General features: G+C 66.2%; 19 protein-coding genes and 5 pseudogenes. 13 read left to right on the forward strand and 11 right to left on the reverse strand.

All coding sequences use genetic code 11. The features are described 5' to 3' along the window. Window positions 1–40 precede the first annotated feature (40 nt). Window positions 41–2145, forward strand: a pseudogene (locus tag ADT71_RS29460) (S9 family peptidase). Next, window positions 2142–2545: pseudogene (locus ADT71_RS29465) on the forward strand (acyl-CoA thioesterase). Before ADT71_RS29460 ends, ADT71_RS29465 begins: the two co-directional pseudogenes overlap by 4 nt. 55 nt (window positions 2546–2600) lie before the next feature. Here the strand turns inward: ADT71_RS29465 and ald are convergent. After that, window positions 2601–3716: an alanine dehydrogenase gene (ald, locus tag ADT71_RS29470; RefSeq protein ID WP_054442291.1), complete on the reverse strand. Its 1116-nt coding sequence runs from the start codon at window positions 3714–3716 to the stop codon at window positions 2601–2603. A 137-nt stretch (window positions 3717–3853) separates the two neighbouring features. Here ald and ADT71_RS29475 point away from each other — a divergent pair, with 137 nt between their 5' ends. Beyond that, window positions 3854–4309 (forward strand): Lrp/AsnC family transcriptional regulator, encoded by a 456-nt coding sequence (locus tag ADT71_RS29475; protein WP_054442223.1) that lies wholly within the window; start codon window positions 3854–3856, stop codon window positions 4307–4309. A gap of 23 nt (window positions 4310–4332) precedes the next feature. On the opposite strand, the gene ADT71_RS29480 is transcribed toward ADT71_RS29475, so the two are convergent. The 4 genes and pseudogenes from ADT71_RS29480 to ADT71_RS29495 all read right to left on the reverse strand — a co-directional run bounded on the left by ADT71_RS29480 (window position 4333) and on the right by ADT71_RS29495 (window position 9729). Beyond that, entirely contained in the window at window positions 4333–6087 is a 1755-nt protein-coding gene (locus ADT71_RS29480; RefSeq protein WP_054442224.1) for a cation:proton antiporter, read from the reverse strand. A 124-nt stretch (window positions 6088–6211) separates the two neighbouring features. After that, window positions 6212–6661 (reverse strand): hypothetical protein, encoded by a 450-nt coding sequence (locus ADT71_RS29485; protein WP_054442225.1) that lies wholly within the window; start codon window positions 6659–6661, stop codon window positions 6212–6214. A gap of 5 nt (window positions 6662–6666) precedes the next feature. Then, window positions 6667–9050, reverse strand: a pseudogene (locus tag ADT71_RS29490) (DNA translocase FtsK 4TM domain-containing protein). Window positions 9051–9117: 67 nt separating this feature from the next. Beyond that, a complete protein-coding gene (locus ADT71_RS29495; protein WP_082370631.1) occupies window positions 9118–9729 on the reverse strand; it encodes a thiamine phosphate synthase in 612 nt (203 codons plus the stop codon). On the opposite strand from ADT71_RS29495, the gene ADT71_RS29500 reads away from it, so the two are divergent. Then, window positions 9728–10390, forward strand: a complete 663-nt coding sequence (locus ADT71_RS29500) for a YggS family pyridoxal phosphate-dependent enzyme (protein ID WP_054442226.1) — start codon at window positions 9728–9730, stop codon at window positions 10388–10390. The two genes, ADT71_RS29495 and ADT71_RS29500, sit on opposite strands and share 2 nt — an antisense overlap. Before the next feature lie 68 nt (window positions 10391–10458). Here ADT71_RS29500 and pyk read toward each other — a convergent pair whose 3' ends face one another. Further along, window positions 10459–11943: a pyruvate kinase gene (gene pyk / locus ADT71_RS29505; RefSeq protein ID WP_231636310.1), complete on the reverse strand. Its 1485-nt coding sequence runs from the start codon at window positions 11941–11943 to the stop codon at window positions 10459–10461. A gap of 79 nt (window positions 11944–12022) precedes the next feature. Here pyk and ADT71_RS29510 point away from each other — a divergent pair, with 79 nt between their 5' ends. Further along, window positions 12023–12334: a DUF1244 domain-containing protein gene (locus ADT71_RS29510; protein WP_054442228.1), complete on the forward strand. Its 312-nt coding sequence runs from the start codon at window positions 12023–12025 to the stop codon at window positions 12332–12334. Between the two features lie 63 nt (window positions 12335–12397). Here ADT71_RS29510 and sugE read toward each other — a convergent pair whose 3' ends face one another. Then, a complete protein-coding gene (sugE, locus tag ADT71_RS29515; protein WP_054442293.1) occupies window positions 12398–12715 on the reverse strand; it encodes a quaternary ammonium compound efflux SMR transporter SugE in 318 nt (105 codons plus the stop codon). 259 nt (window positions 12716–12974) lie between these two features. Between sugE and ADT71_RS29520 the strand changes: the two genes are divergently transcribed. From ADT71_RS29520 to ADT71_RS29540, 5 genes and pseudogenes are all read left to right on the forward strand, one after another. Beyond that, entirely contained in the window at window positions 12975–13211 is a 237-nt protein-coding gene (locus ADT71_RS29520; RefSeq protein WP_021232392.1) for a GapR family DNA-binding domain-containing protein, read from the forward strand. Window positions 13212–13372: 161 nt separating this feature from the next. Continuing rightward, a pseudogene (locus ADT71_RS29525) lies at window positions 13373–14136 on the forward strand (YebC/PmpR family DNA-binding transcriptional regulator). A 29-nt stretch (window positions 14137–14165) separates the two neighbouring features. Beyond that, window positions 14166–14690: a hypothetical protein gene (locus ADT71_RS29530; protein ID WP_054442229.1), complete on the forward strand. Its 525-nt coding sequence runs from the start codon at window positions 14166–14168 to the stop codon at window positions 14688–14690. Window positions 14691–14694: 4 nt separating this feature from the next. After that, a complete protein-coding gene (ruvC, locus tag ADT71_RS29535; RefSeq protein WP_054442230.1) occupies window positions 14695–15171 on the forward strand; it encodes a crossover junction endodeoxyribonuclease RuvC in 477 nt (158 codons plus the stop codon). A 34-nt stretch (window positions 15172–15205) separates the two neighbouring features. After that, window positions 15206–15700, forward strand: a complete 495-nt coding sequence (locus ADT71_RS29540; protein ID WP_054442231.1) for a nucleoside deaminase — start codon at window positions 15206–15208, stop codon at window positions 15698–15700. 4 nt (window positions 15701–15704) lie between these two features. Here ADT71_RS29540 and ADT71_RS29545 read toward each other — a convergent pair whose 3' ends face one another. Then, a complete protein-coding gene (locus ADT71_RS29545) occupies window positions 15705–17207 on the reverse strand; it encodes a hypothetical protein (RefSeq protein WP_054442232.1) in 1503 nt (500 codons plus the stop codon). A 96-nt stretch (window positions 17208–17303) separates the two neighbouring features. Here ADT71_RS29545 and ruvA point away from each other — a divergent pair, with 96 nt between their 5' ends. From ruvA to ADT71_RS34775, 3 genes are all read left to right on the forward strand, one after another. Then, window positions 17304–17912, forward strand: a complete 609-nt coding sequence (gene ruvA / locus ADT71_RS29550; protein WP_054442233.1) for a Holliday junction branch migration protein RuvA — start codon at window positions 17304–17306, stop codon at window positions 17910–17912. 225 nt (window positions 17913–18137) lie between these two features. Further along, entirely contained in the window at window positions 18138–19187 is a 1050-nt protein-coding gene (gene ruvB / locus ADT71_RS29555) for a Holliday junction branch migration DNA helicase RuvB (RefSeq protein ID WP_054442234.1), read from the forward strand. A 263-nt stretch (window positions 19188–19450) separates the two neighbouring features. Continuing rightward, complete coding sequence (locus tag ADT71_RS34775; RefSeq protein ID WP_231636311.1) at window positions 19451–19768, forward strand: hypothetical protein; 318 nt, start codon at window positions 19451–19453, stop codon at window positions 19766–19768. Here the strand turns inward: ADT71_RS34775 and ADT71_RS34780 are convergent. The 3 genes and pseudogenes from ADT71_RS34780 to acnA form a co-directional block, all read right to left on the reverse strand. Continuing rightward, entirely contained in the window at window positions 19734–20096 is a 363-nt protein-coding gene (locus ADT71_RS34780) for a hypothetical protein (RefSeq protein WP_231636312.1), read from the reverse strand. The two genes, ADT71_RS34775 and ADT71_RS34780, sit on opposite strands and share 35 nt — an antisense overlap. Next, window positions 20018–20311 carry a hypothetical protein gene (locus ADT71_RS34785; RefSeq protein WP_231636313.1) on the reverse strand — a complete coding sequence of 98 codons (294 nt, stop codon included), beginning with the start codon at window positions 20309–20311 and terminating at the stop codon, window positions 20018–20020. The genes ADT71_RS34780 and ADT71_RS34785 overlap by 79 nt, the downstream gene beginning before the upstream one ends. Before the next feature lie 161 nt (window positions 20312–20472). Continuing rightward, window positions 20473–23141: pseudogene (gene acnA / locus ADT71_RS35255) on the reverse strand (aconitate hydratase AcnA). Window positions 23142–23148 lie beyond the last annotated feature (7 nt).

Genomic DNA, 23148 nt, shown 5'->3' on the forward strand with positions numbered 1-23148 from the left:
AAAAGGTATCCGGCTTGCGGGGGTCATGGTGCGATCATAGATGGAGGTCATGGCAGATTCCACCCAGACCCTTTCCGGTCCTCCACAGGCGGCGAAGAAGCCGCATTCCTTCACTCACCATGGCCTTGCCGTCGAAGACGACTACGCCTGGCTGCGCGACGCCGGTTATCCCGAAGTTACCGACAAGGCCGTTCTGGAGCACCTCGAAGCGGAAAACCGCTGGTTCGAGTCGCGCATGGCGGATCGTCACGGCAAGATCGACGCGCTGTTCAAGGAAATGCGCGCGCGCATCAAGGAAGCCGACAAGTCGGTGCCGCAGAAGGACGGCGACTGGCTCTACTGGATCGAATTCGAGGAAGGCGCCGAATACAAGAAGTGGTGGCGCCGCCCCGTCGCGCGACCGATGACGGCAGCGCCGACGAACTGATCCTCGACGAAGTGGCGCTGGCCGAGGGCAAGGAGTATTTCAACCTCGGCGCGATCTCCACCAGCAACGACGGCAAGCTGCTTGCCTATTCGGTGGACGACAACGGCTCCGAGCGCTTCACCGTCCACGTCAAGGTGCTGGCGACCGGCGAATTGCTGGCGGACGAGATTCCCGGCACGCTGTCCGGTCTCGTCTGGGTCGCGGGCGACAAGGGCCTCGTCTATTCGCTCGCCAACGAACAGTGGCGCACCGACAATGCCCGCCTGCACTGGCTGGGCCAGCCGCTGAAAAACGACGTCGAACTCTATCACGAGGACGACGAGGGCTTCCGCGTCGGGTCCTCGCTCTCGTCGAACGAGAAGTGGCTGCTGATCGGCACCAGCGACCATGAGACCAGCGAATGCCGCATGGTCCTCGCCAGCGATCCGCTGGGCGAGCAGATTCTGGTGAAGCCGCGCCAGAAGGGCGTGGAATACGATGTCGATGAGCGCGACGGCGTGCTCTACATCCACACCAACGACACCCACGAGAACTTCCGCTTCGCCACCGCGCCGCTGGACAATCCCGGCGAATGGACCACGCTGATCGAGGGCACCGACGCGTTCTACCTCACCGGCGCCGACCTGTTCCGCGACTTCTACGTGACCGAAGGCCGCAAGCTGGTGGGCCACGGCGCCGGGCTCGACCAGATCGAGGTCCGCTACTACGACGATCCCGCCCGCGTGGAGCCGATCACCTTCCCCGAGGCGAGCTATTCGGCAGGCCTTTCGAACAATCCCGAATGGCACATGGACGTGCTGCGCCTGACCTACGAATCGATGGTCAGCCCTTCGTCGGTCATCGATTACGACGTGGCGGCGCGCACGATGGAAGTGCTCAAGGTCCAGGAAATCCCCTCGGGCTACGATGCCTCGCTCTATGCGACGGAACGGCTGGAGATCGCGGCGCGGGACGGCACGCCGATCCCGGTCTCGATCGTCTACCGCCGCGACAGGACGGGTGCGGGGCCGCTGCACCTCTACGGCTACGGCGCCTATGGCATCTCGATCGATCCCGGCTTCTCGACCACGCGGCTCAGCCTGGTCGATCGCGGCTTCGCTTATGCCATCGCCCATATCCGCGGCGGCGACGATCTGGGCCGCGCCTGGTACAAGGCGGGCAAGCTGGAGAAGCGGAACAATACCTTCAACGACTTCGTGGATGTGGCCAGGGGCCTGATCGCGCGCGGCTTCACCGAGGCGGGCAGGATCTCGATCTCGGGCGGATCGGCGGGCGGCGAGCTGATGGGCGCGGTGGTCAACTCCGATCCTGAACTGTTCGGCGCGGTGGTGGCGCATGTGCCCTTCGTGGACGTGCTCAGCACCATGCTCGACGATACCCTGCCGCTGACGCCGGGCGAATGGCCGGAATGGGGCAATCCCATCGAGGACAAGGCCGCCTTCGAGCTGATCCGCAGCTACTCGCCCTACGATCAGGTCAAGGCCCAGGCCTATCCGCCGCTCATGGTGACGGCCGGCCTCAACGACCCGCGGGTGACGTACTGGGAACCCGCCAAGTGGGTGGCGAAGCTGCGCGAACTGAAGACCGACGATAACGAGCTGATCCTCAAGACCAACATGGGCGCGGGCCACGGCGGCAAGTCCGGCCGGTTCGAGAGCCTGAAGGAAACGGCGGAGGAGTTCGCCTTCATCCTCTGGCAGCTCGGCGTTACCGAGTGAAGCCGCCCTTCACCCTGACCTTCACGGCGCAGCCCATGACATCGACGTCATGGGCCACGTCAACAATGCGGTCTGGGTGCGGTGGATGGAGGCCATGGCCACGGCGCACTGGGAAGCGGTGGCCCTGCCCGATCATCAGGCGAGATACGCCTGGGTCGTGACCCGGCACGAGATCGACTATCGCGGCAATATCCGCGAGGGCGAGAGCGTGACCGGGGAAACCTTCATCCCCGAAGGCCCGACCGGCGCGCGGTTCGTGCGCCGGGTGGATTTCCGCAATGCGGCGGGCAGGGTGCTCATTTCCGCGAAGACGACCTGGGCCATGATCGAGATCGCCTCGCAGCGCCTGATGCGGGTGCCGCCGGAAGTGGCCGCGCCGTTCTGGGACGGGGCCGGATAACCATCCCTATCGTCACCCTGAAGCGAATTCAGGGTGAGATCTTCTTCGCGCAAACTCAGCCCAGCACGTCGCCGACCGGCGTGTAATCGTAGCCCAGCTCGGTCGCGACAGCCTCGAAGGTCACTTTCCCGGCGTGGACGTTCAGCCCGTTCGCAAGGTGGGGGTCCGCCTTGAGCGCTGCCTTCCAGCCGAGGTTGGCGATCGCCAGCGCATGGGGCAGGGTGACGTTGTTGAGCGCATAAGTGCTGGTGCGGGCCACCGCGCCGGGCATGTTGGCGACGCAATAGTGGACGACCCCGTCTACCACGAAAGTCGGATCGGCATGGGTGGTGGCATGGCTCGTCTCGAAGCAGCCGCCCTGGTCGATGGCGACATCCACCAGTACCGCGCCGGCCTTCATGGTGCCCAGCATCTCGCGCGTTACCAGCTTGGGCGCGGCGGCGCCGGGGATCAGCACGGCGCCGATCACGAGATCGGCCTCGGCCACGCTCTCGGCAAGGTTGGCGGTGCTGGAGAAGCGGGTCTTGGCGCGCGCCTCGAAGTGGATGCCGAGTCGTTCGAGCACGTCGGGGCTGCGGTCGAGGATGGTCACGTCGGCGCCGAGGCCCACCGCCATCTGCGCGGCATTGAAGCCGACCACGCCGCCGCCGATCACCGCCACTTTGCCCGGCATCACGCCGGGAACACCGCCCAGCAGCACGCCGCGTCCGCCATGGGCCTTTTCCAGCGCGGTGGCGCCGGCCTGGATCGACATGCGCCCCGCGACCTGGCTCATCGGCTTGAGCAGCGGAAGCTGGCCGCCGGGGCCGGTCACGGTCTCGTAAGCGATCGCGGTGACGCCGGACTTCACCAGATCGGCGGTCTGCTCGGGATCGGGCGCGAGGTGGAGGTAGGTGTAGAGGATCTGGCCTTCGCGCAGCATGGCGCGTTCGCCCGCTTGCGGTTCCTTGACCTTCACGACCATTTCGCAGCCTTCGAAGACCTCGCTCGCCGATGCCACGATCTTCGCGCCCTGACGGGTATAATCGGCGTCGCTGGCGCCGATGCCGAGACCTGCGCCGCTTTCCACCCAGACTTCGTGCCCGTGCGCCACGAGTTCGCAGGCGCTCTCCGGCGTCAGGCCGACGCGGTATTCGTGGTTCTTGATTTCCCTGACGGTACCGACACGCATGTTTTCCACTCCGGCAAAATTCTCTCCTGCCCGTGAGATACACCCGGCACCCTGCAATGTTTCACCGAATTGGGGCTTGTCAGAAAGAAGAACAGGAATATTTCCCACTCTTGAAACAAACGACAAGAGAATTTTCCATGGACCGGGCGGACCGCGCACTTCTTGGTGCGTTGCAGGCAGACTCCTCGCGCTCGATCGCCGAACTGGCCGCGCTGGTGAATCTCTCGCCGTCTGCCTGCCATCGCCGTATCCGGGCGCTGGAGGAGCAGGGCCTGATCCTGGGATATGCCGCAAGGGTGGATGCCAGGCGGCTCGGGCTTGCCGTGGAGGTCTTCGTGGAAATCACGCTGACCAGCCAGACCCGCGAAGCGATGGAACGCTTCGAACGCGCGGTGGGGGATTTCGAGGATATCCTCGAATGCCACCTGATGTCGGGCGCGGCGGATTACCAGTTGCGCGTCGCCGCCGCCGACCTCGATCATTACGACCGCATCCACCGGGACTGCCTGGCGCGGCTGCCGGGGGTTTCCTCGATGCGGACCAGCTTCTCGCTGCGGCGGATCAAGCGCTTCGAAGGCTATGCGGTGCCCTGACCGCCGCCGGTGGCCGATCGCCTTCAGTGAGCGTCGCGCAGGTCCTGGGTGAGGATGCGGTCACGGGCGGCGCGCAGATCGCCGGTCTCGTACTGGATCGACAGGCGCTCCTTGTCGCTGGAGCGATAGGTATTCTCGGCAATGTCGATCTGTTCGAGGGACAGGCCGAGCACTTCCAGCGCCTCGCGGCCCATGACCACGGCCGATTCCATCACTTCGCGGACCATGAAGGTGACGGGTGCGTCCTTCAGGCGGATCATCGCGCGGCGGTCGTAGACGCGGGCAACGATGCGGGCATCCGGGAAAGCCTCGTGGACGTTGAGGAGGAAGCTTTCCGAAAGCTGGTCGCCGTCGATGCAGAACACGATCATCTGCGCATGGCCCGCGCCTGCCTGCCGCAGCAGGTCGATACGGGTGCCGTCGCCGAACCAGACTTTCGCGCCGAAGCCGCTGGCCACGTCGATCATCTCGATATCGGTGTCGATCAGCGTCACCTGGATATCGGCGGCGATCATCACTTGCGCCACGGTCTGGCCGAAGCGGCCGTAACCGACGACCAATGCGCTGGCACCGTCCTTGCGCGGGCCTTCGCGGGTTTCCTTGCTGACGGGCATTTCGCGGATGCGCGCGGTGGCCATCATCAGGAACGGGGTGGTGATCATGGACAGGGTGACGATGGCGCTGAACAGGCTGGCCGCCTGCGGCTCGATCAGCCAGGCGTTCTGGGCCTGGGCGAAGAGCACGAAGCCGAATTCGCCGCCCTGGCTCAGCAGCAGGCCGAGCGCCAGCGCGCTGCGCCAGTTCATCCTGAACAGCAGGCCGAGCCCGAAGATCACCGATGCCTTCACCGCGATCAGCGCCACCGCCATGGCGGCGACGAACATCGGCCGCTCGGCAATGGCCGAAAGGTCCAGCATCATGCCCACCGACATGAAGAACAGGCCGAGCAGGATCGAGCGGAACGGCTCCACGTCCGCTTCCAGTTCATGGCGATAGGGGGTATCGGCCAGCATGACCCCGGCGATGAAGGCGCCCAGCGCGGTCGACAGGCCGAGCGACTGCATCAGCGCGGCCGAGGCGATCACCGTGAACAGCGCGGCGAAGACGAACATCTCGCGCTCGCCCAGGTTGCCGATCAGGCGGAACAGCGGCCGGATCACGAAGCGCCCGGCCAGGATGAGCCCGGCGATGGCGGCCAGCGTCTCCAGCACCAGGATCCAGCCCGGAGGGCCTTCCGGCAGGTGCGGGTTGCGGTTCATCGCCGCGATGATGGTGATGAGCGGGATGATCGAGAGGTCCTGGAACAGCAGGACCGCGAACGAACGCTCGCCGAACGGGGTGTTGAGGCGTCCGGCGCTCTGGAGCATCGGCAGGACCTGTGCCGTCGAGGACAGGCCGAGCGGCAGGCCCAGCGCCAGCGATGCGGCGACGCTGAACCCGGTCGAATAGAAGATCACCGCCGAAACCGCGAGGCCGCAAAGAGTCACTTGCAGGAAGCCGAGCCCGAAGATCTCGCTGCGCATCCGCCACAGCCGCCGCGGCGCCAGTTCGAGGCCGACGATGAACAGCAGCAGCGTGATCCCCAGTTCCGCGATCCCCAGCTTGTTCTCGGCATCGCCGACGAGGCCGAAGGCATAGGGCCCGAGAATGGCCCCCGCGAGCAGGTAGCCCAGGGTGGCGCCAAGGCCGAGGCGGCGGAACAGCAGGACGAAGGCAAGCGCCGTTCCGAGCAGCAGGAAGCCGTCGTTCAGCAGGAATGCCTGAGTATGATCTTCCATCGGGGCCTTTCGGGCGGGAAGCGGAAAAAGCGGGGCGCGAAGGGGTTACTTAGAACCTCGCAGCGCAGCGCGTAACCCTCGATGGAGGGGGCCGGAGAAGTTTGGCCGAATTTATCCGCGCGGCCTAGCGGGGCAATATTCCGGTACAGACGTACTTCAGCACCAGCCCGTCCTCGCCCGCCCACTGTACCGCGGAAACCGCCGGGCTGGCGTCGCTCCAGTCCCGCAGGACGGCGCCGTTCGGCTGGACGATCCGCCAGTGATAGGACAGCACCCGGCCGTTCGCGCAGTCCACCGCGCGGTCGGCGTAGAGCATGGTGCCTTGCGGATAGCCGCCACCGGCGCGCAGCAGCACCTGCATCTGCTGGAACTGCCGCCCGATCATGCCGCTCTTCACGCTCAGCTTGTCCACATAGACCCTGCGGCCGAGCATGTTCTCCACATTCGGCACGAAGAGGCGCTGCCACTGCGCGGTCGCGGCGGCGAGCGCCGGCGGCGAGATCAGGCTCAGGCCCAGGCTCAGGGATGCCAGGACGGGAAGCACGGCCAGAAGCGGAAGGTGCGGCCTCGTCATCGCGATCAGAGCGGGCTGCCGTTTTCGTCGCGATAGATGTCGCGGCGGCCGACATGGTTGGCGGGGCCGACGTAGCCGTCCTGCTCCATGCGTTCGACCCATTTGGCGGCAGTGTTGTAGCCCACGCCCATCTGGCGCTGGAGCCACGAGACCGACACCTTCTGGTTCTCGAACACGAGCTGGCAGACCTGGCGGTACTTGCGTTCTTCCGGTGCATCCGAAGCGGTGGCGTCGAGGTCGTCGAAGCCGAAGGAGCCTTCTTCCGGCTCTTCGGTGACGGCATCGACGTAATCCGGCTTGCCCTGTCCGCGCCAGTGGTCGGCAACGTGTTCGACTTCCTCGTCCGAGACGAAGGGGCCGTGGACGCGCTTGATCGGGTCGGTGCTGGGTTTGTAGAGCATGTCGCCCTTGCCCAGCAGCTGCTCGGCGCCCTGTTCGCCCAGGATGGTGCGGCTGTCGATGCGGCTGGTGACGGCGAAGGAGATGCGGGTCGGCAGGTTGGCCTTGATGACGCCGGTGATGACGTCGACCGAGGGGCGCTGGGTCGCCATGATGAGGTGGATGCCCGCGGCGCGGCTCTTCTGGCTGAGGCGCTGGATCAGCACTTCGATTTCCTTGCCGACGGTGACCATGAGGTCTGCCAGCTCGTCGACGATGAGGACGATCTGCGGCAGCGCCTCGTAGTCGAGCTGGCGGTCCTCGTAGAGTTCCTCGCCGGTCTCGGGATCGAAGCCGATCTGGATGCGGCGGCCCAGCGGCTTGCCCTTGGCGGCGGCGGTGCGGACCTTCTCGTTGAAGCTGGCGAGGTTGCGCACGCTGATCTCGCTCATCTGGCGGTAGCGGCGCTCCATTTCCTCCACCGCCCACTTCAGCGCGCGCACGGCCTTGGGCGGTTCGGTGACGACGGGCGAGAGCAGGTGCGGGATGTCGTCGTAGCTCTTGAGTTCCAGCACCTTGGGATCGACGAGGATCAGGCGGCACTGCGCCGGGGTCAGGCGGTAGAGCAGCGAGAGCAGGATCGCGTTGAGGCCGACCGACTTACCCGAACCGGTCGTACCGGCGACGAGCAAGTGCGGCATAGTCGCAAGGTCGGCGACCACGGGTTCGCCGGCGATGTCCTTGCCCAGGATGATCGGCAGCATGCCCTTGTGGTTGGCGAAGGCCTCGGAGGCGACCATCTCCTTGAACGAGACCATCTGGCGGTCGGCGTTGGGCAGTTCGATGCCCATGACCGTGCGCCCCGGAATCGAGGAGACGCGCGCCGAGATCGCGCTCATGTTGCGGGCGATATCGTCGCCAGGCCGATCACGCGGCTGGCCTTGATGCCGGGTGCGGGCTCCAGTTCGTACATGGTGACGACGGGGCCGGTGCGCACTGCGGTGATCTCGCCCTTGACGTTGAAGTCGTCGAGCACGGTTTCCAGCAGGCGCGCGTTGCGTTCGAGGCTGAGCTTGTCGACCTTGGGCTGCGAATTGGGCGGCGGGTCGGCCAGCAGGTCGAGACCCGGCAGCGCGTACTTGTCGAACATGTCCTTCTGGCGGTTGCCGAGGGTAAGCTGCGCAGGGGTGGGGCTGGCCTTGGGGTCGCTGATCTCCGGGGCCTTGCGCGGCTTTTCCGAAGGACCGTCGATCCCGGCGGGCGCTTCCGCGCGGGCGGCGGCGCGGGGCTTGTCTTCCGCCGTTTCGCGCAGTTCCGCCTTCTTCGCGGCAGCGGCCGGAGCGGGGCCATCCTCTCGCGCACGGCCGATGCGGCCGGGGAGGGTCAGCAGGCGTACCCAGTCGAACGCGAAGACCTGCCCGATCAGCGCCACGCCCGCCAGCGCGCAGAGCAGCGCCAGAACGAGCGTGATCCAGCCCTGCACGGCCGCCGGCGTGAAGGCGGAGATCGAATTGATGGCCTTGGCGCCGAGCAGGCCGGTGATGCCGCCCATCGAGGCGGGAAGGACGCCGCCGGGCTCGGTGAACAGCAGCGACATGACGGTGGCGATCAGCATCATGGCGATCGCCAGCACCGCCACCGGGCGCCACCAGCGCTGGTTCGAATGCTCGATCTCGTTGTCGTCCTCCTCGACCAGCAGCCAGAGCTTGCGGGCGAAGACATAGAGCAGGGGAATGAACAGCGCCGCGACCGGGCCGAACAGCACGAGCGCGCGCTCCGCCACCCAGGCGCCGACCGATCCCATCCAGTTCTGCGCCGGGCCGCCTGCCGCCGTGGAGGCGGAGGGGTCCGTCTGGTGATAGCTCACCAGCGCAAGGGCGAGGAACGCCATCGCCGCGAACAGCGCCAGCGCGCCGCTCAACTCGGAGGCGCGGCGCAAGGAACGCTTCATGACGGCGCGCCAGTTCGGCTTGGCGATTCGCCGTCCGGGCGCGAGGGGCCGTGTGGCCATTGGAAATTCCCCCTGGAAATCGGGCCTTGGTAGCGCCCTGGATAATGCGCTCTGGCGGGACTCGCCGTCAAGAATGGATCGGGAACACCCTTGTGGGTGATCGGGCAAGGCCCTGAATCGCGGCCCATTTTCGCTTCGGCAGATGGCGTGCCCGATGCCCGGTCATGCCGCCAAGCGCAATCACCGTAACGCCGGAACGTGCGGCGAGAAGGTGGAAACGCACCGGGCCGAGCGTGCCTGCGCCGGGGTGGGAGCGGGTGGGAAACACCGGCGAGAGCAACACGGCATCGGCACGGGCCCGGCGGGCTTCGGCGATTTCGCGCAGGGAATGGACGGTGACGAGGCGCAAGGTCGCGGGCCCGGGGGCGAGCTTTCCGGCCGCTCCGTAAGCGCCGTCCGCCCGCCATTCCCGCGCCTGCCGGGCGGTGCCGGACAGGACCACGCGGTGCCCGAAGCGCCGCGCTGCGCGGGCAAGCGCCTCGAACCGCGCCCGGCGATCGGCCGGCGCGAGGTGATAATGCCGGTAGATCAGGCCCGATCCGCGCGGAAGCCGGGCAAGGGCGTGCTCCAGCCCTCGATCGTTGCGGGCATCGCTCACCAGCCAAATGTCGGGAAGCGGCGATCTGGAAGGACGAGGCATCTGGCGGTTCGGCACGATGGCGCTATAGCAGCGCGCCATGGATCAGCCAGCATCTCCGCTCGAAGACATTCGCGCCCGCATCGCGCAAGCCGCGCATATCGCCGGCCGCGAGCCCGCGTCGATCGAACTCGTCGCCATTTCCAAGACTCACCCGGCCGAGGCCATCGCGCCCCTGATCGCACAAGGCCAGCGCGTGTTCGGTGAGAACCGCGTGCAGGAAGCGGAGGCCAAGTGGCCCGCCCTGCGCGAGGCGCACCCCGACCTGCGGCTCCACCTCGTCGGCCAGCTTCAGTCGAACAAGGCGGAAGACGCGCTGGCGCTGTTCGACTGTATCCACTCGGTCGACCGGCCTTCGCTGGTTTCGGCGCTGGGCAAGGCGATGGACAAGGCCGGGCGGCAGGTTCCCTGTTTCGTGCAGGTCAACATCGGCGCGGAAGAGCAGAAGGGCGGCTGCGCGATTGCCGATGTGCCCGCGCTGCTGGCCGCCGCGCGCGAGGCGCAGATTCCCGTTGCGGGCCTGATGTGCGTGCCGCCGTTCGGCATCGAGGCGGCGCCGTTCTTCGCGCTGCTCGCCAAGATCGCGGCGGACAACGGCGTCTCGCAGCTCTCGATGGGCATGAGCGACGATTTCGAGGTCGCGGTCATGCTTGGCGCCACGCATGTGCGGGTCGGCAGCGCGCTGTTCGGCGCGCGGGACTGATCGAAATCTTCCCGACTTGTCCCGGATCGAGTCCGGGACAAGTCGGGTTCATTCCTCGGCCGTCACTTTCAGTTCGGCGAATCCAGCTCGTTGCCGGTCAGCGTCACGACGTGCAGCAGGTTGGTCGAGCCCGGGGTGCCGAAGGGCACGCCCGCCAGCGCCACCAGGCGCGTGCCGGCGGCGCCGAAGCCGTGGCGCAGGGCCATGCGCTTGCCCTTGGCGATCATTTCCTCGAAGCTGCCGATATCCTTGGTGGTCACCGTATGGGCGCCCCACAGCAGCGCGAGGCGGCGGGCGGTCTTCATCGAGGGGGTCAGCACCAGCATCGGCGCACCGGGACGCTCGCGTGCGACGCGGCGGGCCGAACCGCCCGAGCCGGTGAAGACGATGATGCCCTCGATCGGCAGGGTGTCGGCGATGGTGGCGCAGGATGCCGAGAGCGCGTCTGCCGTGGTGGCATCGGGCGGGGTCTGGGCGAGGTGGATGCGTTCGCGGTAGGTGGAATCGGTTTCCACCTTCACGGCGATGCGGTCCATGATGGTCACGGCTTCGACCGGCCACTGGCCGGCCGCCGTCTCGGCCGAGAGCATGACCGTATCGGCACCGTCATAGACGGCGTTGGCGACGTCGGACACTTCGGCGCGGGTGGGCGAGGGGCTGGTGATCATCGATTCCAGCATCTGCGTGGCCACCACCACCGGCTTGCCGATGGCGCGGGTCTTGGCGATGATGTGCTTCTGGATCGGGGGCACTTCCTCGGGCAGCAGTTCCACGCCGAGATCGCCGCGGGCGACCATTATGCCGTCCGAAAGCTCGATGATACCGTCGATCGCGTCGACCGCTGCCGGCTTCTCGATCTTCGACATGAGCGCACAGGCCCCGCCGATCAGGCGGCGAGCCTCGGCCACGTCTTCGGGACGCTGGACGAAGGAGAGCCCGATCCAGTCCGCGCCCTGCTCCACCGAGAAAGCGAGGTCGCGGCGGTCCTTGTCGGTCAGCGCCGGGACGGGGACGATGGCGTCAGGCACGTTCACGCCCTTGCGATCCGAGATGTAGCCGCCGACTTCGGCGGTGCACAGGATCGAATCGGCTTCCGGCTTGATGACCACGAGGCGCAGCTTGCCGTCGTCGATCAGCAGGCGCTGGCCCTTCTGGAGGATGCCGAACAGTTCGGGATGGGGCAGGCAGACGCGGTTCTCGTCACCCGGAGTGGGATCGCGGTCCAGCGTGAAGTGCGCGCCGTGGCGCAGGAAGACCTTGCCTTCCGCGAAAGTGCCGACGCGCAGCTTGGGGCCCTGGAGGTCGCACAGGATGGAGACCGGGCGCATCAGGTCCTTTTCGACCGCGCGGATGTTGGCGATGGTTTCGCGGTGGGTTTCATGGTCGCCATGGCTCATGTTGACGCGGAAGGCGTCGGCGCCGGCCTTGAGCAGCTTGGCGATCGTCTCCTTGTCGCGGCTGGCAGGCCCCAGCGTGGCGAGAATCTTCACCTTGCGCTGGCGCTTGATGCCGCGATGGTGCGGCGAACGGCGAAACGGAGGGGTGGTGGCCAAAATCTGTCTGCCTCTCTTTCGATATTTCGGCGACATATGGCAAAGGCGGCATGACAAACCAAGGACGATTGGCAGAAATATGAACGGAAACGACCAGATCGACCAGCTTGACGACGCCGTGGCCGCCGCCGCGTTCCGTCGCCTCGTGCGCCACCTCCAGAACCGCCACGATGCCCAGAACATCGACCTGATGGGATTGGCCGGATTCTGCCGCAACTGCCTGGCCGACTGGATCGTCGATGCCGGGTTCGCAAGCGACAGGGCCGCCGCCCGCGAAGTGATCCACGGCATGCCGTTCGGGGAATGGAAGCAGGCCTACCAGACCGAGGCGACGCCGGAGCAGATCGCGCGGATGGAAGAAAGCTTGAAGAAGAACGTCCCGGGGCACTGATCCTTCGGCCTCGGCGACCCTGTGGCCCGGTTCGCCGGGTCGACGCCCGCGCGGTTGCGTCGATCAGGAACTCGCGAGCTTCATGAGCACGAGCCCGGCGAGGATCAGTCCGGCGGCGGCAAGGCGCATGACGCTCAGCGTTTCTCCGAGGAGCACGATCCCCACCGCGAAAGCGCCCAGAGCGCCGATGCCCGTCCACACCATGTAGGCGGTGCCGAGCGGCAGCACGCGCATCGCCCAGGACAGCAGGCCGAAGCTGGCGAGCATCGCGGCGAGCGTGACGATGCTGGGCCACAGCCGGGTGAAGCCGTGGGACTGTTTCATGGCCGAAGCCCAGACGACTTCGAACAGACCGGCAATGACGAGAACGATCCAGGGCATGGCAGTGGGCATCGGCAACCTCCAAAAAGTGGCTGCCGGGCCGTCCCGGACTTGAATCCTTCAGGGCCGAAGCCGCTGAAAGCCGGGAACGTTGTCACCGTTTACGCTGCTTAGCCAAGGGGGCGGGCAGAGGCAACCGGGGCACTTTTCCCGCTCTACGCACAGGATTTCCACAGGGGGCGCCTTTGCCCGAATCCGGTGCAGCCGCTATCAGCCGCCGCCAAACCGATTCACGATTTTTTCTGGAGCACCAATACCGATGGCCGAAACCACCGACGATCGCCTGCGTCTGCTGATCGAGCGCGTCGAGCGCCTCGAAGAGGAAAAGAAGGGCATTTCGGACGACATCCGCGACGTCTACAACGAAGGCAAGGCAGTCGGCTACGACGTCAAGATCATGCGCCAGATCGTCCGCATCCGTAAGATGAAGCCGGACGACCGCCGCGAGATGGACATGCTGCTCGATACCTACAAGACGGCTCTCGGCATCGACTGATCGCCTGAAAAGGCAAGGTTGCTTTCCGTTGTGCGGGTCCGGCGAATTTTCGGCCGGGCCCGCACAGGACGCTTGCGTTCCAGCGGGGCGGTTGCCCTCTGCCCTGCGCCTGTTGTAAGGGCGCCCATCCTTTCGACAGAACAACGAATACGGCGGACCCAATGGCAGGCCATTCCAAATTCAAGAACATCATGCACCGCAAGGGCGCGCAGGACAAGAAGCGCTCGGCGCAGTTCAGCAAGCTCAGCCGTGAAATCACCGTTGCGGCCAAGATGGGCATGCCCGATCCGGACATGAACCCGCGCTGCGCGCCGCCGTCAACGCGGCCAAGGCGCAGTCGATGCCCAAGGACAACATCCAGCGCGCGATCGACAAGGCCAGCAAGGGCGATGCCGAGAATTACGAGGAAGTGCGCTACGAGGGTTACGGCCCCGGCGGCGTCGCCCTCATCGTCGAGGCGCTGACCGACAACCGCAACCGCACCGCCACCAACGTGCGCACCGCTTTCTCCAAGAACGGCGGCAATCTTGGTGCTTCGGGCGCGGTTTCGCACGGTTTCGAGCGTCTCGGCCTGATCGAGTATCCCGCCAGCGTGGGTGACGAGGACAAGGTCCTCGAAGCCGCCATCGAAGCCGGCGCCGACGATGTCGAGAGCGACATGGGCGATGGCGACGAGAATCCGGGCAGCCACCAGATCTGGGTCTCGGTCGATTCGCTTCACGAAGTCGCCCGCGAACTGGAAAAGGTCCTTGGCGAAGCCGAGGGCGTGAAGCTGGCGTGGAAGCCCAACCTCACCGTCGATGTCGATGCCGACACCGCCGGCACGCTGATGAAGCTGGTCGATACTCTCGAAGACGACGACGACGTCCAGACCGTCTGGGGCAACTACGAAATCTCGGACGAAGTCATGGAGAAGCTGGGCTGATCCAGCTTCCCGTAGCGTCCGTTTTCCCGGTGCTCGCGGTAGCGGCACTGGGAGCCGCGTGCCTGGCGCTTTCGCCTGCCGGGTCGGCGGTCGCGGACAGCGGCGCGCCAGTGGCCAGCCACTGCGTGCCGGGCGAGCGGGTGCTCTACTCCTGCGCGTTCCCGCGCGGAGTGGGGTCGCTCTGCTCCGACGGCGAGACCGTGCATTATCGCTACGGCCCGCGCGGAAAGGCGGAGATCGACCTTGCCGGCCTGCCGGACTGGTCGAACGTGCGCGTCGGCGACGTGCGCGGGCAGGGCAACGGCTATGAACGGCATGTCCGCATAAGCCGCGGCCGCTTCCATTACGTCGTGTTCGAAGGGATGAACGGCGAACTGAGCGAGAGCCCGGGGCGGGCCTATTCGGGCATCGCCGTGCTGGAAGGCGCGCGCGGGGAACGGGAACTCATTACCCTGTCGTGCCCCGGACGGTCCGCGCACGACCTTTCCGCTCCCCTCCTCCAGGAACGCGCCGAAGCGGAGGAGCCGAACGGCCCCTTCGACATGTGGTACTGAGGCGATGATCATCATCGGGCTCGACCCGGGGCTGACCTGCACCGGCTGGGGCATCGTCGCCAAGAGCGGCAGCCGGCTCAGCCATATCGCCAACGGCCAGATCCGCACGGACGCCAAGGCCGGAATGGCCGAACGGCTGGTCGAACTCGATGCCGCGCTCACCGACGTGATCCTGCATCACCGTCCGGATTCGGGCGCGGTGGAGGAGGTCTTCGTCAACGTGAACCCGCAATCGACGCTCAAGCTCGGCCAGGCGCGCGGCGTTGCCATGCTCAGCCTTGCGCGGGCCGGAATGCCGGTGGCGGAATATTCCACCAAGGTCATCAAGAAGGCGCTCGTCGGCACCGGCGGGGCGGACAAGAAGCAGATCCAGCATATGCTCAAGGTCCTGCTGCCCGGCGTGACGCTGGCGGGCGAGGATGCCTCGGACGCGCTGGCGGTGGCCATCACGCATGCCAACATGCTCGGCAGCCATCGCTGACGGAACCGGCAGGGGGCAGCGCCGTTGCCTCTTCATGGACAGTACCGACGAGAACTGGATGCGCGAGGCCCTGCGTCTTGCGGTGGAGCGAAAGGGCACCGACCCGTCGCACACCCCGATCGCCGCGCTGGTCGTGCTGGGGGACCGCCTCGTCGCCTCGGGCGTCAATCGTACCGCCGAATGCTGCGATGCCACCGCCCACGCCGAGATCGAAGCCTTCCGCGCCGCTGGCAAGGTGATGGGCGACATGCGCATCGAAGGCGCCACGCTCTATTCCACGCTCCAGCCCTGCGGCATGTGCACCATGGCCGCGATCTGGGCAGGGGTTAGCCGCATCGTCCATGGCGCGGGGCGCGGCGATGTCCATCCGATGTACTTCGAGGATCGCCACCTCTCGACGCTCGATTTCGTGGCGGACGCCTACAAGGACGACCTGACGCTGAGAGGCGGCGTGCTCGCGCAGGATTGCGCCGCGCTCTATTACCGGCCGTGGGATGATGTGCCCGAGGATCAGCAAGCGAACCTTTAAGCGCCTAGAGCCCCGCCCGCTCGATCGAGCTCTGGAGATTGTACACCGGGTCCGGCGTGCAGCTTCCCGGGCGAAGGTAGAGGCAGGGCTGCTCCTTCGGAAGTTGCCGGCAGGCGATCTTCTCGTACCCTTCCGCCCCTCGGGGGCGTTCGCTTCCCGCCAGCAGGGCATTGGCCGCCCGGGCAAGCCCCGGCGGAAGCGGTTTGCGCCCCTCCTGCACGCCCTTGGGCGCCACCGAGATCGGCAGGTCGCGGGGCAGGATCGAAGGCACCACGTAGAGATAGTAGGATTCGGCTACGGCAAGCCGGCAGACGCGCGGGTCCCGCGCGGCTGCTATCGCCAATTCGCTCAGCCCGCCGCCTCCGCGCATCGATCGGTAGCCGCCGGTCGTCGCGAAGGAGGCGAAGCTGAGCAGCGCCCAGATCGCCATGGTCGCCGCCAGTGGAAGCGTATCGCGTCGACCGGCCGTCCGGTTTCTCAGCAGCCAGTCCACCAGCGTCAGAGAGCCGATGCCCGCGATCGTCAGGGTGCCGAGCGTGGCGATCCAGACGAAGCGGTATTCCTTGTGCGCGATCAGGCTGTGCGCAGCCACGGTGAGCGCGGCAGCGAGAAGCAGCGGGGCATATCGCCGCGCCGCCGGAACCACGGCAATCACGGCGAACAGCAACGGTGCGGCGCCGAAATGGCGATAGAATTCGAACAGGTATTCAAGCGGCCCGCTGGTTCCGAAGCCAGCCGCCTTGCCCTCGCCGATGTTCTTGGTGAGGTTGGCGATCACCCAGCCGAACGGCACAGCGCCGCGCGCAAGATCGCTTGCCGCGCCGATTGCCAGCGCCGCGATGCCGCCGATCGCCAGCGGTTTCCACCGCCTGACGTCGGCGAACAGGGCTGAAAGGGCGAGCACCGCCACGAAAGGTGCGAACTGGAAACGGACGAGCAGGCCGATGCCGAGCAGGAAGCCGCTGCCGGTGATCGCCGCGCGGCCGGCGGCGCTGTCCAGGAGCGGAGCGGCGGCAAGCAGGATCAGGGCCGCGGCAAGACTTTCCGACAGCAGCAGGTCGGAGAACAGCACGCTCTGCCACCATGTCGCCACGACGAACATCGCGACCAGCGCATGACGGCGGGACGTCAGCGCACCCAGTCGCCACGCGGCGGGAAGGGCCAGCAGCGTCAGCACGGCATAGCAGATCCGCGCGGCGTACATCGGCGCGAGAGTGCCCGGCGCCAGCCTGTGGGCGATCCACATCGGCAGGCAGAGAAGCTGCGGGATCAGTTCGTTGCGGATGCCGAAGCGCGTTTCCCACGGCAGCAGCCCATGCCCGGTGGCGAGCCGGTTGGCCTGTTCGAGATACTGCGCCAGTTCGTCGGGATGCAGCAGGTCAAGCGGGGCGAAGGCCAGCGCCCGCAGCGCCAGCGCAAGGATCAGCACGCCGCCTGTGACCAGCCACCCCGTTTGCCGGTCCCGGTTGCGCGTTCCGGCTGCGCCCTGCTGTCCGCTCTGCCCCATGCCTTCGTGCTAGCCGAGCGGCTGTGCCAAGTCATCCAGAGCCTTGGCGCTTTTCGCCCTTCCTTGGCCAACCGCGCTATGCCATAGGAACAAACCATGATCGCCAAGCTTACAGGTCTGCTCGACGACACCGGCCCCGACTGGGCGATTATCGACGTCAACGGCGTCGGTTATCTCGTCCATTGTTCGGCGCGCACACTCGACCATCTCGGCATCCGGGGTGACAAGGTCGTCGTCCATACCGAGATGCAGGTCTCGGAAACCGACCAGCGCCTGATCGGCTTCACCAGCGGGGCGGAACGCAACTGGTTCCGCCTGCTGACGGCGGTGCAGGGCGTCGGTTCTAAAGTGGCGCTGGCGATCCTCTCGGCGCTGACGACCGAGGAACTGCAGCGCGCCTGTGCCGGCGGCGACAGCGCCATGGTCGCGCGCGCCAACGGCGTCGGCCCGAAGCTGGCCAGCCGCATCGTCAACGAACTCAAGGACAAGGCGGGCGGCATGCCCACCGTGCCCGGAGCGCCGGGCCTTGCGGCGGTGGCGGCACCTGCCGGATTTTCCAGCGCCGATGCCGTTTCCGCACTCCAGAACCTCGGCTTCAAGCCCGCCATCGCCGCGATGGCGGTCGGCAAGGCGGTGGAGGAACTGGGCGAGGATGCCGGGCTCAACGACCTCGTCCGTGTCGCGCTGAAGAAGGCGGCGGGGTGAACAAGGTTTTCGTCCCGCCCCAATGTCATCCTGAACTTGCGTCAGCGGCCTTGTCGCCGCGTGCTCCGGAACCGGCGCGGTGTTGAGGCGCCGGTATCTGATTGTGTCGGCGCTCGCGCTTGCTGCCGCGGCCGGTTATCTGTCTATCCGCAATGACCTTGCCATCGACCATTGTTTGGACGGGGGCGGAGCGTGGGATTACACGAAGAAGGTTTGCCGTTTTCAATGACCGATAATCCCATCCTTACCTCTGCCCGCCAGCCCGAGGACGTCGATGCGGCGCTGCGGCCCAAGACGCTTGCCGAATTCGTCGGGCAGGCTGCGGCGAAGGACAATCTTCGTGTCTTCATCGAAAGCGCCAAGTCGCGCCGCGAGGCGATGGACCATGTGCTGTTCTTCGGGCCTCCGGGCCTCGGCAAGACCACGCTGGCGCAGATCGTCGCGCGCGAACTGGGCGTGGGCTTCCGCGCCACCAGTGGCCCGGTGATCGCCAAGGCGGGTGACCTTGCCGCGCTGCTGACCAATCTCGAACACGGCGACGTGCTGTTCATAGACGAGATCCACCGCCTCAATCCGGTGGTCGAGGAAGTGCTCTACCCGGCGATGGAGGACCGTGCGCTCGATCTCATGATCGGCGAAGGCCCTTCGGCGCGCTCGGTGCGGATCGACCTGCCGCCCTTCACGCTGGTCGGTGCGACGACGCGCCAGGGCCTGCTGCAGACGCCGCTGCGCGATCGTTTCGGCATTCCCGTGCGTCTCCAGTTCTACACTGTGGAGGAACTGGAAAAGGTCGTGACCCGCGGCGCCGGGCTGCTGGGCATCGGCATCGACAAGGGCGGCGCGACCGAGATCGCCCGCCGCGCGCGCGGCACCCCGCGTGTCGCAGGCCGCCTGATGCGCCGCGTGCGCGATTTCGCCCATGTCGCGGGCAGCGATATCATCACTCACGAGATTGCCGACGACGCGCTGACGCGGCTGGAAGTCGATTCCATCGGCCTCGATGCGCAGGATCGCCGCTACCTGCGGATGATCGCCGGTATCTACAAGGGCGGCCCGGTGGGTGTGGAGACACTGGCGGCGGGCCTGTCCGAGCCGCGCGACACGATCGAGGAAGTGATCGAGCCCTACCTGATCCAGCTCGGCCTCGTCGCGCGGACTGCGCGCGGGCGCTGCCTGAACGACATGGGCTGGCAGCATCTGGGCATGACGCCGCCGCAATCCGGAGGCCCGCAGGGCCCCATTCCGGGCGGCCTTTTTGATTCGGAAGGCGATTGAGGGAAAGGCGGTTTCCGCCAGAAAACTGTCGGTTGTGTTTACAGACCTGTCTTTCGATAGTCCCGCTTCGGCACAGGTTGTGCGTTACATCGGAAAACTAACGCGATTTCCCGCTACGGGACTGTCGAAACTCGGTTAACGGCATTGTTCCGTTAACCGCTCTCTGCGCTTGTTGATGGCAAGTCGGTTCAAGTGGTGTCGGTCGCAGTCGCACACGAGCCGAGCAGAACGAAGAGAGAGACGATCATGTCGGTTCGGATGCCTTGGCGAAACTGTCTGCCTGTGCGGCGGGCTGCGCTATCATTGGCGGCGGCGCCGTCCATGTCGCCGAGACTCAGAAGAGCGGTGTCGAGTATCGCAAGCTGAAGTCGGCGAAGGTCGCGAAAGTGGCGAAAGTCGAGCGTCCGGCCAGGCGCCTCGTGCGCAAGGAGCCGGAACGGACCACCAGGCGCATGCGCCGCATCGTCAAGCGGACCTGCTGCGACCAGCCGCAAGTGGCCATGGTGCCGCTGCCCCCGCCCTACATTCCGCCCGCCCCGCGCCGAGCTACGCCGGCGGCAGCGGCGGCGCGCCGGTCGTGATCGGCGGCGGCGGAGGCGGTTTCGGCGGTGGTTTCTTCGGCGGCTTCTTCGGCGGCGGCGGTGGTTCTAGCGGCGGCAACGTCATCATCAGCTCGACCAGCAGCGGTGGTTCCACCTCCAGTTCATCGTCCACCGGCGGACTGACGACCACGACGACCGGCGGATCGACGTCTTCCTCTTCCTCGACCGGCGGTCTCACGACCACCACGACCACGGGGGGGCTGACCACCACCACAACAACGGGCGGCATCACCTCGACGACGACCTCGTCCAGTTCCGGCGATGTTTCGACCAGCACGAGTTCCTCCACCTCGTCGTCCAGTTCCACCTCCTCGTCCAGTTCAACGTCGTCGTCACGAGCAGTTCGAGTTCGACCTCGACATCGTCGGGCTCGACCGGCTCGTCAGGTTCGACCACCACTTCGACCGGCGGAGATGGCTCGCCGCCTGGACCGCCGACCGACGTTCCGGCACCGCCGATGCTGATCCTGTTCGGCGCGGCGGCGGCGGCGGTGATCGGTCGGCAGCGGCTGGCCCGCCGCAAGACCTGAGTTTCCCACCACCGGGGGAAGCAGGAAGGGCGGCGCCTCGGCGCCGCCCTTTTTCGTGTCCGGTCAGGTCGCCGAGGCAGCGCCAAAAGGAAAACCCCGCCCCGCGCGAACGCGGGACGGGGGTTTTACCGAGCCGGTTAAGGCTGCCGGTCGCTTAGGCGGCCAGCTTGCGCAGCACGTACTGCAGGATGCCGCCGTTGTTGAAGTATTCCACTTCGTTGGCGGTATCGATGCGGCAGAGCGCGGTGAAGGTGAAGGTCGAACCATCCGGACGGGTCACTTCGACTTCCACGTCCTGGCGCGGCTTGAGGCTGGCAACGCCCTTGATCGTGAAGGCGTCGTCGCCGGTCAGGCCGAGCGACTGGCGGCTGTCGCCGTCCTTGAACTGCAGCGGAAGCACGCCCATGCCGACCAGGTTCGAACGGTGGATACGCTCGAAGCTCTCGACGATCACGGCGCGGACGCCGAGCAGGTTGGTGCCCTTGGCCGCCCAGTCGCGCGATGAACCGGTGCCGTACTCCTTGCCGGCCACGACCACCATCGGCGTGCCTTCGGCCTTGTACTTCTGCGCCACGTCGTAGACCGGCAGGACCTCTTCACCGAAGCGGCTCATGCCGCCTTCGATGCCGGGGACCATTTCGTTGCGGATGCGGATGTTTGCAAAGGTGCCGCGCATCATGACTTCGTGATGGCCACGGCGCGAACCGTAGGAGTTGAAGTCCGCCTTGGCGACCTGGTGCTCCATCAGCCACTGGCCTGCCGGGCTGTCGGCCTTGATCGAACCGGCCGGCGAGATGTGGTCGGTGGTGATCGAATCGCCGAGGATAAGCAGGGGCTTCGCCTCGATGATGTCGTTCACCGGCGCCGGGGTCATTTCCATGCCCTCGAAGTAGGGCGGGTTGGCGACGTAGGTCGAACCGGCGCGCCACGAGTAGGTGTCCGAACCGACGACGTTGATCGCCTGCCAGTGCTTGTCGCCCTTGTAGACGTCGGCATAGCGGGCCTGGAACATGCCGCGATCGACGCAGGCATTCATCGTGGTGCTGACTTCGAGGTTGGTCGGCCAGATGTCCTTGAGGTAGACGTCCACGCCGTCCTTGCTCACGCCGATCGGGGTGGTGGTGAAGTCTTCCACCACGGTGCCCTTCAGAGCGTAGGCGACGACCAGCGGCGGCGAGGCCAGGAAGTTCGCGCGCACGTCCGGCGAGACGCGGCCTTCGAAGTTGCGGTTGCCAGAGATGACCGCCGAGGCGACGAGGCCGTTCTCGTTGATCGCCTTCGAGATCGGTTCCGCGAGCGGCCCGAGTTACCGATGCAGGTGGTGCAGCCGTAGCCGACAAGGTTGAAGCCGATGTTGTCGAGGTGCGACTGGAGACCGGCCTTGTTCAGGTAGTCGGTGACGACCTGCGAACCCGGTGCCAGCGAGGTCTTGACCCAGGGCTTGGGCTTCAGGCCCAGTTCGTCGGCCTTCTTGGCGACGAGACCTGCCGCAACCAGCACGCCCGGGTTCGAGGTGTTGGTGCACGAGGTGATGGCGGCGATCATGACGTCGCCGTCACCGATGTCGAAGTCCTTGCCTTCCACGGGAACGCGGGTGGCGGTCTTCTTGTAGGTGTCGGCCATGTCCTTGTTGAACACGTCGTCGACGTCGGGAAGCGCGACCCAGTCCTGCGGACGCTTGGGGCCGGCGAGCGACGGCACGAGGTCGACATGTCGAGTTCGAGGGTCGAGGAGAAGATCGGGTCGGCGGCGGCCGGGTCGATCCAGAAGCCCTGTTCCTTGGCATAGGCTTCGACGAGGGCGATCTGCTCTTCCTCGCGGCCGGTGAGGCGCAGGTAGTCGATGGTCTTTTCGTCGATGCCGAAGAAGCCGCAGGTGGCGCCGTATTCCGGGGCCATGTTGGCCAGCGTCGCACGGTCGGCAAGGCTCAGCGAGGCGAGGCCGGGGCCGAAGTATTCGACGAAGCGGCCGACCACGCCGTGCTTGCGCAGCATGGCGGTGCAGGTCAGCACGAGATCGGTGGCGGTGACGCCTTCCTGAAGCTCGCCGGTCAGCTTGAAGCCGACGACTTCGGGGATGAGCATCGAGACCGGCTGGCCGAGCATCGCGGCTTCCGCCTCGATGCGCCCACGCCCCAGCCCAGCACGCCCAGGCCGTTGACCATGGTGGTGTGGCTGTCGGTGCCGACGCAGGTGTCGGGATAGCGACCAGTTCACCGTTCTGGTCTTCGCTCGACCAAACGGTCTTGGCGATGTTTTCCAGGTTCACCTGGTGGCAGATGCCGGTGCCCGGGGGAACGGCATAGAAGTTGTCGAGCGACTTGGAGCCCCACTTGAGGAAGTCGTAGCGCTCCATGTTGCGCTGGTATTCGATTTCCACGTTCTCTTCGAACGCCTTGGGGTGGCCGAATTCGTCGACCATGACCGAGTGGTCGATCACCAGGTTCACGGGAACCAGCGGGTTGATCTTGCTGGTGTCGCCGCCGAGGGTGGCGATGGCATCGCGCATGGCGGCCAGGTCGACCACGCAGGGAACGCCGGTGAAGTCCTGAAGCAGAACGCGGGCGGGACGGTACTGGATCTCGTCGCCGGTAACCGGGTTCTTCTGCCAGTCGGCAACCGACTGGATGTCCTTGGTCGAGACGGTGAAGCCGCCGTCCTCGAAGCGCAGGAGGTTTTCAAGAAGGACCTTCATCGAGAAGGGAAGGCGCGAAACGTCGCCAACCTTCTCGGCAGCCTTCTTGAGGGAGTAGTAGGCGATCTGCTTGCCGCCGACTGTCATGGTGCTGCGGGTGCCGAGCGTATCCTGTCCGACCTGGGTCATATTGGGT

The organism is Novosphingobium sp. ST904 (genome assembly GCF_001298105.1).
GTDB lineage: Bacteria > Pseudomonadota > Alphaproteobacteria > Sphingomonadales > Sphingomonadaceae > Novosphingobium.

Coding starts and splice junctions, on each gene's coding strand:
- ald (WP_054442291.1), bottom strand. CDS start 3,716: ATGCGTGTCGGTACCGTCAGGGAAATCAAGAACCACGAATACCGCGTC.
- ADT71_RS29475 (WP_054442223.1), top strand. CDS start 3,854: ATGGACCGGGCGGACCGCGCACTTCTTGGTGCGTTGCAGGCAGACTCC.
- ADT71_RS29480 (WP_054442224.1), bottom strand. CDS start 6,087: ATGGAAGATCATACTCAGGCATTCCTGCTGAACGACGGCTTCCTGCTG.
- ADT71_RS29485 (WP_054442225.1), bottom strand. CDS start 6,661: ATGACGAGGCCGCACCTTCCGCTTCTGGCCGTGCTTCCCGTCCTGGCA.
- ADT71_RS29500 (WP_054442226.1), top strand. CDS start 9,728: ATGGATCAGCCAGCATCTCCGCTCGAAGACATTCGCGCCCGCATCGCG.
- ADT71_RS29495 (WP_082370631.1), bottom strand. CDS start 9,729: ATGGCGCGCTGCTATAGCGCCATCGTGCCGAACCGCCAGATGCCTCGT.
- ADT71_RS29510 (WP_054442228.1), top strand. CDS start 12,023: ATGAACGGAAACGACCAGATCGACCAGCTTGACGACGCCGTGGCCGCC.
- sugE (WP_054442293.1), bottom strand. CDS start 12,715: ATGCCCTGGATCGTTCTCGTCATTGCCGGTCTGTTCGAAGTCGTCTGG.
- ADT71_RS29520 (WP_021232392.1), top strand. CDS start 12,975: ATGGCCGAAACCACCGACGATCGCCTGCGTCTGCTGATCGAGCGCGTC.
- ruvC (WP_054442230.1), top strand. CDS start 14,695: ATGATCATCATCGGGCTCGACCCGGGGCTGACCTGCACCGGCTGGGGC.
- ADT71_RS29540 (WP_054442231.1), top strand. CDS start 15,206: ATGGACAGTACCGACGAGAACTGGATGCGCGAGGCCCTGCGTCTTGCG.
- ADT71_RS29545 (WP_054442232.1), bottom strand. CDS start 17,207: ATGGGGCAGAGCGGACAGCAGGGCGCAGCCGGAACGCGCAACCGGGAC.
- ruvA (WP_054442233.1), top strand. CDS start 17,304: ATGATCGCCAAGCTTACAGGTCTGCTCGACGACACCGGCCCCGACTGG.
- ruvB (WP_054442234.1), top strand. CDS start 18,138: ATGACCGATAATCCCATCCTTACCTCTGCCCGCCAGCCCGAGGACGTC.